This is a genomic window from Maribacter chungangensis, from assembly GCF_042676845.1.
Classification (GTDB): domain Bacteria; phylum Bacteroidota; class Bacteroidia; order Flavobacteriales; family Flavobacteriaceae; genus Maribacter; species Maribacter chungangensis.
Genome location: NZ_JBHTHY010000003.1, coordinates 132,930 through 148,495, shown reverse-complemented (window position 1 = coordinate 148,495; position 15,566 = coordinate 132,930). Strand labels below are relative to the sequence as shown.

Genomic DNA, 15,566 nt, shown 5'->3' with positions numbered 1-15,566 from the left:
GTACTTTTTTTAAACCGCGGCCTCCTGCTTTAACCAATCGTATCCTTTTTCCTCTAGTTCCAAGGCCAATTCCTTGGTGCCGGATTTTACGATTTTACCGTTATGGATTACGTGTACATAATCTGGTACTATATAATCCAATAACCTTTGGTAGTGCGTTATGACGATTACAGCGTTGTCCTTGCTTTTAAGCTTGTTAACACCATTGGCTACGATACGCAGGGCATCGATATCCAAACCGGAATCCGTTTCGTCCAATATAGCGACTTTTGGCTCCAACATGGCCATTTGGAATATCTCGTTGCGTTTCTTTTCACCACCGGAGAATCCTTGATTTAAGGAACGGGACAAAAATTTTCTGTCTATTTCCAAAAGTTCAGATTTCTCACGGATCAACTTCAACATTTCGTTTGCCGGCATGTCCTCTAGTCCTTTTGCTTTTCGAGTCTCGTTTATCGCCGTTTTCATGAAGTTGGTCACGGAAACACCTGGTATCTCAACCGGATACTGAAAAGAAAGAAATACACCTTTGTGCGCTCTTTCTTCCGGCGAAATATCTTCCAAGTCCTCCCCGTCCAAACTAACGGAACCCTTGGTGACTTCAAATTCCTCTTTTCCCGCAATTACAGATGCCAAGGTACTTTTGCCGGAACCGTTAGGCCCCATAATGGCATGTACCTCACCGGCTTTCACCTCTAGGTTGATACCTCTTAAAATTTCTTTATCCTCTACTTGAGCGTGTAAATCCTTAATTGTCAACATGTTGTTCTACTTTAAATATTCAGGTGCCTTAGGCATTTTATTAAAATCTTCTTTTTGATGTTGCAGATACACTTTTGCATCTTTCTCTTTTGCAAAAGCTTCAAAAGCATCCATACTCGCTAACGTTTGGTCTACGTCGTGGTTAAAACTTGGTACCCTTTTGTATTCCCTGTTTTCGTATAAATGATATAAATCTCCTGTTAACAACAACGGGCCGTGCTCCACAAGTTCCAAATATAAAACCTGGTGACCCGGCGTATGGCCCGGCATGGATTTGATGACTACCGTACCGTCACCGAATACATCATAGTCACCTTCCAGTTTTTTTACATTTTTAAGCTCCTTTATGGCTTCGTACAGTCCTGCGTTTTCTCCGTTTCTGATTTCATCGCTCGTAATCATATCGTATTCCGAACCTTGCACCAACCAAGTTGACTTGTGCATAACATTAGCATGACCAGTATGATCAAAGTGGGTATGTGAAAGCGCAACATACTGTACATCATCAGGTGTCATTCCAATAGACTTCAATTGATGTAAGACCGAATCCTGTCTGGAAACGGTAAAAGCGCCGCTAGGATCGGTGTAAGGGTCTTGACCTACCAACATTTCTGGCAAACCTGCATCCCACATCAGATTCCCTTTTGGATGACTAATAACGTAAAAAGGGTCTGCAAACTCCTTGGTCTGTCCTTGATATGTGGTGTCTTGCGAAAACAGTTCAAGCTTATTGACACCAACGGTACCACCGTTAAACGTATATAACTTTACTACAGGTTTTTGAACTTCGGCAACCGTTGGAACAGCTTCTTTCTTTGCTTGTTTGCAAGAGAAGGACAATACCGCTATCAAACCTACAAGTACTACTTTTTTCATTTTTTTAAATTTGCTTACTCAAACAAACCTACCTAAATCCCTCCCAAGGAGGGACTTTTAGCTGTTACCCTATTCGACTTTCAAATTATTCAAACATTTCCTTTATTGTTTCCTCTCCAATGGAAATTTTAGGTTTGAACACACTAGAATAAGAATTCCCCCTTTGGGGGCTAGGGGGCTTTTATCCTACTGATCCTTCCAAACTGATTTCCAATAGTTTTTGGGCTTCAACCGCAAACTCCATGGGTAATTTGTTCAACACTTCTTTACTAAAACCGTTCACGATCAAAGCAATGGCTTTTTCGGTATCGATTCCCCGTTGGTTACAATAAAAGATTTGATCTTCACCAATCTTACTGGTCGTTGCTTCGTGCTCTACTTGGGCCGTTTTGTTCTTTGCCTCTATATATGGAAAAGTATGTGCACCACACTCGTTACCCATTAGCAAAGAATCGCACTGCGAAAAGTTTCTCGCATTTTCCGCCCTAGAGCTGATCTGTACCAAGCCTCTATAGCTATTCTGTGATTTTCCTGCGGATATTCCTTTGGATATAATCGTACTTCTGGTGTTTTTTCCTAAGTGAATCATTTTGGTGCCCGTATCTGCCTGCTGGTAGTTGTTCGTTACAGCGATAGAATAAAACTCGCCTATAGAATTATTTCCTTTAAGCACACATGAAGGGTATTTCCATGTTACCGCGGAACCCGTTTCAACCTGTGTCCATGATATTTTGGAACGGTTCTCACAAAGTCCTCTTTTGGTCACGAAATTATACACTCCGCCTTTACCTTCCTTATTTCCGGGATACCAGTTTTGTACGGTAGAATATTTAATTTCTGCATCGTCCAAGGCAATTAATTCTACTACTGCGGCATGCAATTGATTCTCGTCTCGCGACGGTGCCGTACAACCTTCAAGGTAACTTACGTAACTGCTTTCATCTGCAATGACCAAGGTACGCTCAAACTGACCTGTACCACCTTCATTGATTCTAAAGTAGGTAGAAAGCTCCATTGGGCAGCGCACTCCTTTTGGTATATAGCAGAAAGACCCATCTGTAAAAACAGCAGAATTTAAGGCAGCGTAGAAATTATCCTTTTTAGGGATTACCGTACCCATATATTTTTGAACCAGATCCGGATGTTTCTGTATAGCCTCGGAAATAGGCATAAACAAAATTCCCTTTTCCGCTAGTGTTTTTTGAAAGGTAGTCGCCACGGAAACCGAATCTACAACGATATCTACGGCTACGTTCTGCAACTTCTTTTGCTCATCTACGGATATGCCCAGTTTCCTGTACATCTCCAAAAGTTCTGGATCTACATCGTCCAAAGTTTTGTTCGGATCCGGAGGTTTGGGTGCGGAATAATAACTGATAGCCTGAAAATCGGGCTTTTCATAATGTACGTTGGCCCATTCCGGCTCCTCCATTTGCTCCCAAATACGAAAGGCATCCAAACGCCATTCGGTCATCCATTCCGGCTCGTCTTTCTTTTTGGAAATGGCCCTAACAATATCCTCGTTTAAGCCTTTTGGAAAAGTTTCTGACTTTAGATCTGTATAAAACCCGTACTCATACTCCTTAGTTTCCAGCTCTTTCTTTAATTCCTCTTCTGTATATGCCATAAGCCCCCTTTTATCCCCCAAAGGGGGAATTTGTTCTTATATAATTTATTACTTCACAATCTTAAATCTCATCTATTTCGAATCCTAAGAGCTACTAATGTAGCAACTCATAAGGTTTACAACGAAAAACTCTCTCCGCAACCGCAGGTTCTTTGCGCGTTGGGGTTATTAAAAACAAAGCCTTTGCCGTTTAACCCTCCCGAATATTCCAAAACCGTACCTACCAAATATAAAAAACTCTTTTTATCTACTACGATACGTACGTTATTGTCCTCGAAAAGCTTATCGGTCTCTTGTACTTTGTTATCAAAATCCAGTTCGTAGGACAAACCGCTGCATCCGCCGCTTTTAACGCCTACACGAACATAATCCTTAGCTGCATCAAAACCACCCTCTGTCATGAGGTCTATGACTTTCTTTTTTGCCGTTTCAGATACTTCTATCATCTCTTAATTGGATTTGGTCTAAATAGTTTACAAATATATAGGATAAGTAGCTGTATTCCATAAAACCTAACATTATTATAACATATAATCGCATAGGGTTTTTTTATGGATAGCATAAGTAGATCCTTTATTTCAATTTTATCATCACAATATCCGATTTTCCTTTGGATGCCGCATCCCCAAAATCTGTACTTGAAGTTTCCCCAACAAGCACAATACTACCATCTAAATTCTCCACAATATCAAAAGCAAAATCAAGTCCTGAGCCGCCAAACGATTTTTGCCAAACCAAATTTCCTAAATCATCTGTCTTGACCAGCCATATATCATTTTCCCCATAATTGGCATCTGCATCCTTATTGATACTCTTGGAGCTACCTACTATAAAATATCCGCCATTTTTACTGGAAATTACAGCTTGCGCGGCATCGAAACTAGAACCTCCATAGGTATGCTCCCAGACCAAACTACCGGATGCATCAATTTTTACCAGCCAAACATCGGATTCGCCCTTTGTACCGGAAATATCCCCATCCGAACTAAACGTGTTTCCGGCAATTACATAACCGCCGTCCTGTGTTTTTGCAATGTCGTACGCAATCTCAATTCCAGAACCTCCATAGGAACGCTCCCAAAGCAGGTTTCCGTTTGCATCTACTTTTACTACCCAAAAATCATAGCTGCCTTGTGTGTTGCTGATATCAAAATCGTTGCTTTCGGAAAACCCGGCCATGACAAAACCACCGTCATCGGACTCCACTACGGCATGGGAACGATCATTGTTCGTACCCCCAAAATAACCCCTCCATTGCAATGCTCCGGATGCATCAATCTTTGTGCCCCAAAATTCCCCGACCCCATGTCTGGTGAGGGTGTTCGCTTTTTCCGTATTCCCATCGGCCCGTGCCGAGGTAATATCCAAAAAACCGGTAAAGAACAAACCGCCGTCCTGGGTTTCTACAATATCATAAGAGTGATCGTGCCCAGAAAAACCAAAACTTTTTTCCCATTCCATACTACCGAGCACATCAACCTTTACCACCCAATTATCATGAAAACCATTATTTATAGATCCATCACCATCATCGCTCATCGCATATCCCGTTAACGCGAAACCACCTTCCTTTGTTTGGACCAAACTCTGACCTCTGTCATCCTTGCTTCCGCCGTAGGTATTATTCCATTCTAAATTTCCCTGACCATCGAATTTTAGTAGCAAATAATCGTTCACCGCAGTCGATTTTCCGTCAATATCGCCATCTATACTGTTCGTAAAACCTAAAACTGCATAACCCCCATCCGTTGTAGTAATAATGGCTTGGGCTGTTTCTTCTCCGGTTCCTCCTACTGTTTTTATCCACGCCACTTCCCCCAAAAAAGTAGTGTCCGGAATTGGTGTAACCTCATTGCCATTTTCCGGTTCGCAGGAAAAGATCAAAACTGCGATAAATAGAACAAAAAAATACCGCTTCATTTATTGCGATTTTTGAATTACAAAAAGTCCCCTGTTTATATCACTGACTATAATTTTTCCGCTTTCAAAGAAGGGATACACACTCCAAACCCCATCGAATTGGGTATTATCGTTAGCAGGAAACGTATCAAAAAAACCTATTTCGGATATGGATTTATCCGCTATTCCAGAAATATCCAAAACACGGACCCCCGCGGTATAGTTGGCAAGAAAAAACTCCTCTCCTACCACATATCCGTTATGATCAATAGCGCTAGTAGGACCTAGATAGGTATCGTGTAAAATTGGGTTGTCCAAATCTGTCATATCAAAAATCAATGTTCTGGACCTAAATCCGGAATTGACCTCGTCCAATTCATCGCCCAATATAAAGTAACGTTGATCTTCGGTAAACCAGCCCTGATGCGTATACCCTATAAACGGATACACCAACGAAGCTATCGTAACCGGAGTATCTTTTTGAGAAATATCAACTATTACGACCTGACTCTCATTTGCACCTACAAATAGTTCCGCTCCGCTGTAATTGGTATCGGGACCCGTATAATTTATTACTTGGGCGTCATGGCAATATCCGTTTACTCCCCAACCACCGGCGGCAACCGGTAGTGCAGGGTTTTGCAAATCCAAAAAATGAACGCCTCCGTTAAACTCGTCGTTACGGTCCGTACCCACAGGATAGGCAAAACCTGTTTCTTCGTTGATGACAATGTTGTGCGCGTTTCCAATGGCCGTATAGCGATTCTCCGCAGAAAACACCGTAGGAACGGCACTTGCATTCCTAAGTTTTTTTAAATCGAAAACCTGTACCCCATGGTTGTTCGCCTCCGCAACGATGTAGGCGAAGTCTTGATAGACCTTTACATCTCGCCATGAACTGGAAGTAGTTGCCGTTGGTAGCTTGCCCAAATAAATCAAATTTTCAGTGTCCGAAATATCTATAAAAGCAGTACCATCATCCAAACCCATCAAGGCATATTCTTTTCCCGTAGTGCTATCTGTCCAACCCCATATATCATTACCGGCAACAGATCCAAAATCTTCCAAAGAAATCCTACCCAACAAATCATATCCATTACAAGGATATTCTCCCGCCATACCATTCTCACATGGCTCAAAAGTACTGGATGATCCAACACTATCATCACCAGTCATGGATGTGTTATCGGCTAGAGAAGATGAATCATCGGCATTGGAACAGGAAAACAATAATGCAAAAAAGATACAGATAAAAAGAAAATACTTCATTAGCTTATTTTGTAAGGTGTCTCTTGTAAAGATAGCAATTCGCAGCTACAGCGATTAAAATATCTCTAATCTTGGCTCTTACAATACAAATAATTTAATTAACTTGACATTTGTTTTTAATTTTTATCAAAATTTCGATACCGTTATGCCAAAAAAAACTTCATTTCTAAAGAACGAATCTAGACGATCGTTCGTGAAAAAATCTAGTATCGCTGCAGCAGGATTTATGATCGTACCCAGACACGTTCTTGGCGGCCAAGGTTATGTAGCCCCTAGTGATAAACTGAACATTGCCGGTATCGGTGCAGGCGGTAAAGGCAGAAGTGATATGTCTTCCTTTGCCGAAAGCCCTAACGTAAACATAGTTTCTATGTGCGATGTAGATGATAGGCAAGCCGTAGATTCCAGAAAAGCATATCCAAAAGCTAGCTATTACCATGATTTTAGGGAAATGCTGGAGAAAGAAGGCAATAACATCGACGCCGTTTCCGTATCAACACCGGATCATAACCATGCCGTTGCCGCCTACCAAGCCATGGCCATGGGAAAACATGTTTACGTTCAAAAACCACTGACCCACGATATTTGGGAAGCCCGCATGCTTACAGAAGCAGCGAAAGAATTTAAAGTGGTTACCCAAATGGGAAACCAAGGAGGTTCTGGCGACGGGGTTCGTAAGATGAAGGAGATTTATGACACGGGCATTATTGGAGAAGTCCATACGGTTAAATGTTGGACTAACCGAGCTATTTGGCCACAGGCACTGCAAACACCTACAAAAAAAGACAAAATCCCTAAAGGCCTAAACTGGGACCTTTGGTTGGGAACTGCGGAAATGAGAGATTATAACAACGCCTACCTACCCTTTGATTGGAGAGGGTGGTCAGATTTTGGCACGGGTGCCCTAGGCGATATGGCCTGTCATATTATGGACCCAGTATACCGCATACTCCCTATTTTATATCCAGAAACCTTTGAATGCAGTATTTCCGATTCCTTCAGTGGAAACTTTGCCTATAGGGATTATCCTAAAAGTTTCCCGAGCTCCAGTAAGATTCACCTAAGCTATCCAAAAACAGATGGTAGCGGAAACATAAAAGTGACTTGGATGGACGGTGGACTCCTGCCCGAAAGACCAGAAGAACTTGGAGATGACGAAGCTTTGGGCAACTGGGATGGGGGTGTTTTGTTTATTGGTGATAAAGGAAAGTTATTAGCGGATTGTTATGGTGCCAATCCTAGATTACTGCCTTTAAGCCTTAATGAACAGTTTGAAGTAGAAGAAACTATTGCTCGTGTACCCGAAGGCCACTACCTACAATGGGTAAACGCCTGTATCGCCGGATATGGAAATGCGGAGACGAGTTCTTCATTTGATTATGCAGGTCCGTTTACAGAAAGCATCCTCATTGGAAACCTGGCCTTAAAAGCCTATTTTGAAATAGACCCTGCAGCGGAAAACAAAAGTTTCTGGGGCGGTGGAAAACAATATTACGGTAGAAAGCGATTACAATGGGATGCAGAGAACATGAAAGTAACCAATTTTGATGCTGCCAATAAATACGTGAAACGAACCTATAGAGATGGTTATTCCTTAGGGTAGCCACAAAATTTATATGTATGAACTAAAACCGAAACGTATTGTTTCGGTTTTTTTATGCCCAACAATTTCCGACAACTGCGTACTTTTGCAGTATGCTAGAAAACAAGAATAACGAACGTACCTCATTAGAAAAATTAGGTGAATTTGGACTTATAGACCACCTGACCCAAGGCTTTGAAATTGCTCAGAAATCGACGATAAAAGGTATTGGGGATGATGCCGCTGTTCTAAATTTTACGGATAAGAAGACCGTTTTAACTACCGATCTCTTGGTTGAAGGCATCCACTTTGACCTCAGCTATATGCCTTTGAAACATTTAGGCTACAAAGCCGTCATGGTCAACCTGAGCGACGTATACGCAATGAACGCTACCGCTACACAGGTAACGGTATCCATTGCAGTATCCAATAGGTTCCCGTTGGAAGCTTTAGAAGAACTATATGCCGGTATCGCAACGGCTTGCAAGACATTTGGAGTAGATTTGGTAGGCGGGGACACTACGTCCTCAAAGACCGGATTAATAATAAGCGTTACTGCTCTTGGCGAGGTGGAGGAAAATAAAATCACCTATCGCTCCGGAGCCAAACCAAACGATTTATTGGTGGTTAGCGGCGACTTGGGAGGTGCCTACATGGGACTACAAGTATTGGAACGGGAAAAAGAGGTTTTTAAGGTAAACCCTAACAACCAACCCGACCTTGAGCCGTATTCCTATATCGTAGAACGCCAGCTAAAACCAGAGGCAAGAAAGGATATCGTAGCACTACTTCAACAATTGAACGTACAACCTACGGCCATGATCGATATTAGTGATGGACTATCCTCCGAAATATTACATCTCTGCAAAAACAGCAACGTAGGTTGTAACTTGTACGAGGATAAAATTCCGCTAGATCCAACGGTAATCTCTGCCTGCGAGGAATTTAAGGTAGATAGTACCATGATCGCTTTAAGCGGAGGGGAAGATTATGAACTATTGTTTACGGTAGACCAATCCGCATTCCCAAAAATAAAGGGCAATCCTAACTTATCCATTATCGGACATATTACGCAAGCGTCCGAAGGTGCACATCTAATTACGAGAGGGGAAACCAAAATACCGTTGACTGCGCAGGGGTGGAACTCGTTTGGGAACGAATAGAGAATATTTATACAACTCGGTCTCAAATTTAACGTAGAGGCGTCCGGCCAAAGAACTTGACGGATACTGCAGCTATTTCGGCACAAAGGGTCGGGGTTCGCCTGCCTGCCGGCGAGGCAGCTTCGACGATGAAATTTCAATACGCCTTCGGCTTTTGAAATTAGGGTAGTACGAAAAATTCCCGAAAACAAGGGCAATCTTTACTTATCTGTTGTGGGGCGTTACGACAGTTAAGATGAAAGTTACTTACTTAATTCGCGGGAATAGCTATTAAATTCCTTTACCGGCCATGGGAACGGAATCTAAAGATATGTTGGAATGCAATTACGCTACTTGTTGTGCAGCGTGATGTCTTTTTTGATAAATGTGCTCCAATGTTCTATTGATATCCTGTAGTTCAGGAGTCAATATAGAGAGGTTTCCACTTACATCTGTGGTTACCTGCTTTTGGCAGTGGATACATTTGTATTCTTTAATGTGGGAAGTTACCTTCTTTGAGATGGAGTAGTGATGGCCAAAAATATTACAGAATATTTTTTTCATTTGGTAGGGTTTTAGAATTGCATTGGTACGATTTGGGAATCTTTATAATGCTTGGTTAACGTTATGTCTTTAGATAAAGCCAATGATTACTTGGCCTATTGATTAATTTTGGTTCAAGGTATATTATTTTAATCATCTGAGCCATAAATTGTTGTGATGTGTTCAATTCCTGTTGTCAACCTCCAAAATTTATAGGTGAGGAATTTTAGTTGTTTCGCTTTACTATTTTTAATTTACCTTGCGTGGTAGTTTTTACCATGCACCAGACCAAAAAAATCTTAGTTACCGCCTTTGCCCTATTCTCACTATTTTTTGGGGCGGGGAATCTTATTTTGCCTCCCTTATTAGGTTTTAATTCAGGAGGCGTTTGGTGGTTGGTCGTATTGGGGTTTTGTCTGTCTGCCGTTCTGATTCCCATATTGGGAATTCTAGCCCATGCCAAATTGCAAGGAACTATTTTTGATTTTGGCAAAAAGGTGTCGCCCATCTTTAGTTTGGTGTATTCCTTTACTATTTACGCTATTTCCATTAGCCTACCATCGCCTAGAACAGCATCGGTAACCCACGAAATGGCCATACAGCCTTTTTTTGACAGCCCTTCTTGGCTTACTAGCATTATTTATTTTGGATTCGTATTCGTCTTTGTAGTTAATCGGTCCAAAATTTTAAGTGTTATAGGAAAATTATTGACTCCAGCTATCATTCTCATCTTGTTACTATTAATCGGCAATGTGTTATTTTCTTTTCCGTTTGATTTTTCCGGAACTAAAATCCAAGGCCCATTTACAAGCGGTATTTTGGAGGGTTACCAAACCTTCGACGCCATAGGTGCCGTAGTTGTTGGTGGAGTCATTATTATATCGATTAATCTAGAGAACAAAGAAGCTTCCTACTCGGATAAGAAAGCCCTTATTCGCAAGGCTGGATGGTTGGCCGGATTAGGTCTTTTTCTTATATATGCGGGATTGATACTTTCTGGCAGCTTAATGCATGGTTCATTTAACGAAGAGGTAACAAGAACTGCGCTGCTTAGTGGGATGACTATCTTGAGTTTAGGAACTATTGGACATCTTGGGCTTAGCATCTTAGTAAGTTTGGCATGTTTTACAACGGCCGTTGGTATCGTAACGGGTACTTCGGATTTTGTAAAGTCGCAATTCAAGGACGCTAAACCGGCGTATACACTAACCGCTGTTTTAGGCTGCATATTGGGCGTTGTGATGGGGCAGTTTAACGTAGCGTATATCATTGCAGTTGCCTTACCCGCACTCATGTTTATTTACCCTATTACCATAGTGCTTATTCTTTTAAATGTAGTTCCCGAGAAATATGCCTCGGCCGGAGTTTTCAAGGCCGTTGTGTTTACTACTATAATATTCAGTATTCCAGATTTTTTAGGTTCGATCGGGTCATCCGACAAATTAGCAGCTATACAAGAATTCATTCCTTTGAGCACCTACAGTATGGGATGGGTACTGCCAGCTTTGGTTGTTTTTGGATTGGCAAATGCTATTCCACATAGATTAGATTATTAATTTACTACCTTTATTATGAACGTCTTGTTTGGATTTCAACTATAAAAACCGACCCACATGAAACAACTACTCCTTGTCCTAATCTTGGCTACTTCTTATTTTGCGATTGCCCAAGTACAACCCGCTCCCGATCGCGGACCCAACGAAGGTGAAGGTCCCTTTGAACGTATGGTAATTCGTGGGGCAAATCTTATAGATGGAACCGGAGCTCCAACTTATGGACCGGTAGATATTGTTATCGAAGGCAATAAAATAAAGGAGATAGTGCTAGTGGGCACGCCCAAAGTTCCGATAAAAACTAAAGATCGTCCTCGAAAAGGCACAAAGGAAATAGATGCCAACGGAGCTTATGTTCTACCGGGTTTTGTAAATATTCATACCCATGTGGGCGGTGACCCAAAAGCACCAGAATCTGAGTATGCCTATAAGCTTTGGTTGGGCCATGGCGTAACAACTATTAGAGGTGTGCCGGCAGGAGAATTAAATTGGGTTGAAAACGAAAAAAAACGTAGTTCCCAAAATAAAATAGTTGCGCCGAGAATCATAAACTTTCAAGTTCCAGGTACTGGAAAAGAGTGGAAAGGTGGCCCGCTGATTACTCCAGCTAAAGCTAGAGAATGGGTAGCATGGGCAGACAGTAAAGGAGTGGAGGGCATCAAAATATTTAACTTAGATCCCGAAATTTTCGCTGCGGCCATAGATGAAGCACGAAAACGAAAAATGGGATCTGTAGCACATCTATCGCAAATGATGGTAAGTAGGGTCAATGCACGTGACGCGGCTGAAATGGGCTTGCAAAACCTTACTCATTTCTACGGGCTTTTTGAGGCGTTATATAAGGATGAGGATATACAACATTGGCCACGCAATCTTGAATACAACAACGAACAGGACCGATTTAGCCAAGTAGCGTACCAATGGGATAAAATTCACCCAAGAGGTAGCGATGAATGGAACCAGCTCATCGATTTCTTTTTGGAGAAAAACCTTATAATAGACCCTACAATGACTGCCTATCTTGCAGGCAGAGACGTAATGAAAGCACGGAATGCGGATTGGATGGATAAGTACGTACTACCCTCTTTACATGATTTTTATGAACCAAATCGTTTGGACCACGGTTCTTATTTTTACAATTGGACCACTTGGGAAGAGGTTGCTTGGAAAAACTTCTACCGGGTATGGATGTCCTTCCTTAACGATTATAAAAACGCAGGTGGCCGCGTAACCGTGAGCGACGATGCTTCTTTTATTTATAACTTATATGGTGTTGGCGTTATAGAAGAGATGGAGTTACTACAAGAAGCGGGTTTTCATCCTCTAGAAGTCATTAGAGGTGCTACCCTTCATGCAGCGGAAGCTATATTTGAGCCCAAAGGAAAAGCTATTGAGTTCGGAATAGTAAGACCAGGACTTTTGGCAGATTTGGTCATCATTGAAGAAAATCCTATCGAAAACCTAAAAGTCTTATACGGAACAGGATTTCCTAGACTAAACGATGAAACAGGTAAAATGGAACGGGTAGGCGGCGTCAAGTACACGATAAAAGATGGTATTCTATATGATGCAAAACAACTCTTAAAGGATGTAGAGGCAATGGTAGAAAAGCAAAAAGCGGAACGTAAAAAACAGTAGTTCCCTGAACATTGAAACACTGTTGTTCATCAAACCTTTTATTCTATACCATTTAAATTTCTTTGTATATGGATATAGATAACCGAGTTCTAAAATACTTTAAGACTACTTCCCTGTATCCCTCCGTTTCTTGGAATAATAGTAAAACAAATAAGCTATAAGTACCAAAACAACAAAAGGCAAGTAAGTACCGATCATCACACCGATCTCATACCCGCTGTCCGGTGCTTCCTGCATCTTTTTTTCAATATCCGCGGTATCTTGCAATAAGGTCACTAATGGCATCATCTCCTAAAATTTAAGTTCAATACTTATGGGGCAGTGATCGCTTCCCATGACCTGATCGTGAATTTCTGCGGAAACAACGTTGGGCCAAAGCGATTCGCTCACCAAAAAATAATCGATGCGCCAGCCTACGTTCCTGCTTCTAGCCCCACCCCTCATACTCCAAAAAGTATATTTGTCAAAAGTATTGGGGTGTTTTGCCCTATAGGTGTCCACTAGGCCTACCTCTTTTAATATGGCATCCAAGCCATCAATCTCTACTTGGGTAAATCCCGATGTTTTGTTATAGTTGGATTTGGGGTTGGCCAAGTCGTTTTCGGTATGGGCTACATTAAAATCGCCTGTGACCACCAAAGGCTTGCTTTTGGACAAGTCTTTAAGGTAAGTGGAAAAGTCCTTGTCCCATTTTTGACGGTAGTCCAACCGTTTTAAACCACTGCCGCTATTGGGCACGTAGACGTTTACCAAATGAAAGTGTTCGTATTCGGCATGGGTAATCCGTCCTTCCATATCATGCTCCTCCTTGCTCATATCTACCGAAAATGACAAGGGCTTTTCCTTACTTAGAATAGCCGTCCCGGAATACCCTTTTCGCTCCGCACTATTGCAATGCAACTGATATTCTTCGATATCTTTTAAAGCCTCGCTAACCTGATCGTCCTGCGCCTTGGTTTCCTGAATACAGAATACATCCGCATTAAAATCGGATACCACATCCGCGAATCCTTTCTTTACCGAGGCACGGATTCCGTTTACGTTCCAAGAGACTAGTTTCATTATTTTTATTTTATTAGTATAATTCGTTGTGAAATCTTTAAAACTAAATACGCGTGTAAATTTTGATTGCTTGTGATCAACGGGGAGCTAAAGGCTTTCAACCCCTCCGACCTTTTCGTCACGTTTGCCTCTCGGCAACGAGACTCAAGTCCACCTCCCCTCGTCTGAGGGGAGGAGCTTTAACCTTATTAAAAACAAGACTAATTACACCAGAGTAAGAGTTCCCTCTTCGGAGGTTAGGGGGCTTTTTGCATCAAACTCTCAATCTCATCGGCTTCAATAGGAATATTCCCCATCAAATTAAACGGCTCTCCTTTTTCCTGTATCACTACATCATCCTCTAAACGTACGCCAAAACCTTCTTCGGGAATATAGATGCCCGGCTCCACGGTAAAGACCATATTTGCCTTCATGGGTGTTTTCAACAAGCCGTAATCATGTGTGTTTAAACCTATATGGTGACTAACACCGTGCATCATATACTTTTTGTACGCGGGCCAATCCGGATTTTCGTTCTGTACATCGGCCTTGTCCAATAGGCCTAAGCCCAATAATTCAGAAGTCATAATTTTACCACATTCCTTATGGTATTCTGCCCAAAGTGTTCCGGGAACCAGCATTTTGGTCGCGTCATTCTTTACGCGTAAAACTGCATCGTAAACTTCTCGTTGGTGTTTCGTGAATTTTCCGTTAATGGGAATGGTACGTGTAAGGTCACTGGAATAATTCGCGTATTCCGCAGCTACATCCATTAATATCAGATCACCATCCTTACATTCTTTATTGTTCTCCAGATAATGTAAGACATTGGCGTTGTTTCCCGCTGCAATAATGGGCGGATACGCAAAGCCCTTTGAGCGGTTACGAATAAATTCATGTATCAGTTCCGCCTCTATCTCGTGTTCCCAAACCCCTGGTCTTACAAAGCCCAATAATCTGCGAAATCCTTTTTCTGTAATATCGCAGGCCGTTTGCATCAACTCTAGCTCTTCCGGCTCTTTGATCCCGCGTATTTCCTGAAGTATAGGATTGCTTTTGGCCACCTGGTGTGCAGGATACTGTTCTTTTGTCTTTTTAATAAAACGGTCTTCGCGGGTTTCGTTCTCTACGGCTTGGCGGTAGTGCTCGTTGGTGTTTAAATAAATAGTTTCCGCCTCGGTCATCAAGTCAAAAAAGACCTTGTCGAAGTCCGACAACCAATAAATGGTCTGGATTCCAGATACTTCCGTGGCCTGTTCCTTACTCAATTTTGCGCCCTCCCATACCGCAATATGGTCATTGGTTTCGCGAACAAAGAGGATTTCCCGGTGTTTTTTATCCATGGCATCAGGAAAGAGCAACAAGATAGTTTCTTCCTGATCGGCACCGCTTAAATAAAAGATATCGCGATGTTGCTCAAAAGGCATTACACTATCCGCACTTATGGGATAGATATCGTTGGAGTTAAACACCGCTATACTTTTAGGCATCATGCGCTGCATGAATTTTTTACGGTTTTTTATAAAAAGAGAATTCGGAATTTGTTCGTATTTCATTTGGTAGTGCTTTAAATCGGCTATAGTTTATAAAAAATAACAGCATTGACCTTCAATTTTTTCAGTTGGCCTAGCTCT

14 protein-coding genes are annotated in these 15,566 nt (G+C 41.8%); 4 read left to right on the top strand and 10 right to left on the bottom strand.

Features of this window, described 5'->3' with window-relative positions; translation table 11 throughout:
* Positions 1-9 precede the first annotated feature (9 nt).
* The 6 genes from sufC to ACFQZJ_RS00675 all read right to left on the bottom strand — a co-directional run bounded on the left by sufC (position 10) and on the right by ACFQZJ_RS00675 (position 6,433).
* A complete protein-coding gene (sufC, locus tag ACFQZJ_RS00700; protein ID WP_379931632.1) occupies positions 10-762 on the bottom strand; it encodes a Fe-S cluster assembly ATPase SufC in 753 nt (250 codons plus the stop codon).
* 6 nt (positions 763-768) lie between these two features.
* The gene (locus ACFQZJ_RS00695; protein ID WP_379931631.1) at positions 769-1,638 is read right to left on the bottom strand and encodes an N-acyl homoserine lactonase family protein; all 870 of its coding nucleotides are present in this window, start codon (positions 1,636-1,638) and stop codon (positions 769-771) included.
* A 181-nt stretch (positions 1,639-1,819) separates the two neighbouring features.
* Positions 1,820-3,265, bottom strand: a complete 1,446-nt coding sequence (sufB, locus tag ACFQZJ_RS00690) for a Fe-S cluster assembly protein SufB (RefSeq protein ID WP_379931630.1) — start codon at positions 3,263-3,265, stop codon at positions 1,820-1,822.
* A 116-nt stretch (positions 3,266-3,381) separates the two neighbouring features.
* Complete coding sequence (locus tag ACFQZJ_RS00685) at positions 3,382-3,711, bottom strand: HesB/IscA family protein (protein ID WP_379931629.1); 330 nt, start codon at positions 3,709-3,711, stop codon at positions 3,382-3,384.
* 127 nt (positions 3,712-3,838) lie between these two features.
* Complete coding sequence (locus ACFQZJ_RS00680) at positions 3,839-5,185, bottom strand: hypothetical protein (protein WP_379931628.1); 1,347 nt, start codon at positions 5,183-5,185, stop codon at positions 3,839-3,841.
* A complete protein-coding gene (locus ACFQZJ_RS00675) occupies positions 5,186-6,433 on the bottom strand; it encodes a choice-of-anchor B family protein (protein WP_379931627.1) in 1,248 nt (415 codons plus the stop codon).
* A 145-nt stretch (positions 6,434-6,578) separates the two neighbouring features.
* Here ACFQZJ_RS00675 and ACFQZJ_RS00670 point away from each other — a divergent pair, with 145 nt between their 5' ends.
* A complete protein-coding gene (locus tag ACFQZJ_RS00670; RefSeq protein WP_379931626.1) occupies positions 6,579-8,036 on the top strand; it encodes a Gfo/Idh/MocA family protein in 1,458 nt (485 codons plus the stop codon).
* Positions 8,037-8,128: 92 nt separating this feature from the next.
* Positions 8,129-9,178 (top strand): thiamine-phosphate kinase, encoded by a 1,050-nt coding sequence (gene thiL, locus ACFQZJ_RS00665; RefSeq protein ID WP_379931625.1) that lies wholly within the window; start codon positions 8,129-8,131, stop codon positions 9,176-9,178.
* A 324-nt stretch (positions 9,179-9,502) separates the two neighbouring features.
* On the opposite strand, the gene ACFQZJ_RS00660 is transcribed toward thiL, so the two are convergent.
* Positions 9,503-9,721 carry a hypothetical protein gene (locus ACFQZJ_RS00660; protein ID WP_379931624.1) on the bottom strand — a complete coding sequence of 73 codons (219 nt, stop codon included), beginning with the start codon at positions 9,719-9,721 and terminating at the stop codon, positions 9,503-9,505.
* A gap of 257 nt (positions 9,722-9,978) precedes the next feature.
* Here ACFQZJ_RS00660 and ACFQZJ_RS00655 point away from each other — a divergent pair, with 257 nt between their 5' ends.
* Positions 9,979-11,256, top strand: coding sequence for a branched-chain amino acid transport system II carrier protein (locus tag ACFQZJ_RS00655; protein ID WP_379933100.1), 1,278 nt, complete (start codon positions 9,979-9,981; stop codon positions 11,254-11,256).
* A 57-nt stretch (positions 11,257-11,313) separates the two neighbouring features.
* A complete protein-coding gene (locus ACFQZJ_RS00650) occupies positions 11,314-12,891 on the top strand; it encodes an amidohydrolase family protein (RefSeq protein WP_379931623.1) in 1,578 nt (525 codons plus the stop codon).
* Between the two features lie 105 nt (positions 12,892-12,996).
* Here ACFQZJ_RS00650 and ACFQZJ_RS00645 read toward each other — a convergent pair whose 3' ends face one another.
* The 3 genes from ACFQZJ_RS00645 to ACFQZJ_RS00635 form a co-directional block, all read right to left on the bottom strand.
* Positions 12,997-13,179, bottom strand: a complete 183-nt coding sequence (locus ACFQZJ_RS00645; protein WP_379931622.1) for a hypothetical protein — start codon at positions 13,177-13,179, stop codon at positions 12,997-12,999.
* Positions 13,180-13,182: 3 nt separating this feature from the next.
* The gene (locus ACFQZJ_RS00640; RefSeq protein WP_379931621.1) at positions 13,183-13,953 is read right to left on the bottom strand and encodes an exodeoxyribonuclease III; all 771 of its coding nucleotides are present in this window, start codon (positions 13,951-13,953) and stop codon (positions 13,183-13,185) included.
* Between the two features lie 236 nt (positions 13,954-14,189).
* On the bottom strand, positions 14,190-15,488 hold the full coding sequence (locus ACFQZJ_RS00635; protein WP_379931620.1) for an aminopeptidase P family protein: 1,299 nt from the start codon (positions 15,486-15,488) through the stop codon (positions 14,190-14,192).
* Positions 15,489-15,566 lie beyond the last annotated feature (78 nt).

What these genes read in the sequence shown, in the direction of transcription:
- sufC (WP_379931632.1), bottom strand. Translation starts at nt 762, where the DNA reads ATGTTGACAATTAAGGATTTACACGCTCAAGTAGAGGATAAAGAAATT.
- ACFQZJ_RS00695 (WP_379931631.1), bottom strand. Translation starts at nt 1,638, where the DNA reads ATGAAAAAAGTAGTACTTGTAGGTTTGATAGCGGTATTGTCCTTCTCT.
- sufB (WP_379931630.1), bottom strand. Translation starts at nt 3,265, where the DNA reads ATGGCATATACAGAAGAGGAATTAAAGAAAGAGCTGGAAACTAAGGAG.
- ACFQZJ_RS00685 (WP_379931629.1), bottom strand. Translation starts at nt 3,711, where the DNA reads ATGATAGAAGTATCTGAAACGGCAAAAAAGAAAGTCATAGACCTCATG.
- ACFQZJ_RS00680 (WP_379931628.1), bottom strand. Translation starts at nt 5,185, where the DNA reads ATGAAGCGGTATTTTTTTGTTCTATTTATCGCAGTTTTGATCTTTTCC.
- ACFQZJ_RS00675 (WP_379931627.1), bottom strand. Translation starts at nt 6,433, where the DNA reads ATGAAGTATTTTCTTTTTATCTGTATCTTTTTTGCATTATTGTTTTCC.
- ACFQZJ_RS00670 (WP_379931626.1), top strand. Translation starts at nt 6,579, where the DNA reads ATGCCAAAAAAAACTTCATTTCTAAAGAACGAATCTAGACGATCGTTC.
- thiL (WP_379931625.1), top strand. Translation starts at nt 8,129, where the DNA reads ATGCTAGAAAACAAGAATAACGAACGTACCTCATTAGAAAAATTAGGT.
- ACFQZJ_RS00660 (WP_379931624.1), bottom strand. Translation starts at nt 9,721, where the DNA reads ATGAAAAAAATATTCTGTAATATTTTTGGCCATCACTACTCCATCTCA.
- ACFQZJ_RS00655 (WP_379933100.1), top strand. Translation starts at nt 9,979, where the DNA reads ATGCACCAGACCAAAAAAATCTTAGTTACCGCCTTTGCCCTATTCTCA.
- ACFQZJ_RS00650 (WP_379931623.1), top strand. Translation starts at nt 11,314, where the DNA reads ATGAAACAACTACTCCTTGTCCTAATCTTGGCTACTTCTTATTTTGCG.
- ACFQZJ_RS00645 (WP_379931622.1), bottom strand. Translation starts at nt 13,179, where the DNA reads ATGATGCCATTAGTGACCTTATTGCAAGATACCGCGGATATTGAAAAA.
- ACFQZJ_RS00640 (WP_379931621.1), bottom strand. Translation starts at nt 13,953, where the DNA reads ATGAAACTAGTCTCTTGGAACGTAAACGGAATCCGTGCCTCGGTAAAG.
- ACFQZJ_RS00635 (WP_379931620.1), bottom strand. Translation starts at nt 15,488, where the DNA reads ATGAAATACGAACAAATTCCGAATTCTCTTTTTATAAAAAACCGTAAA.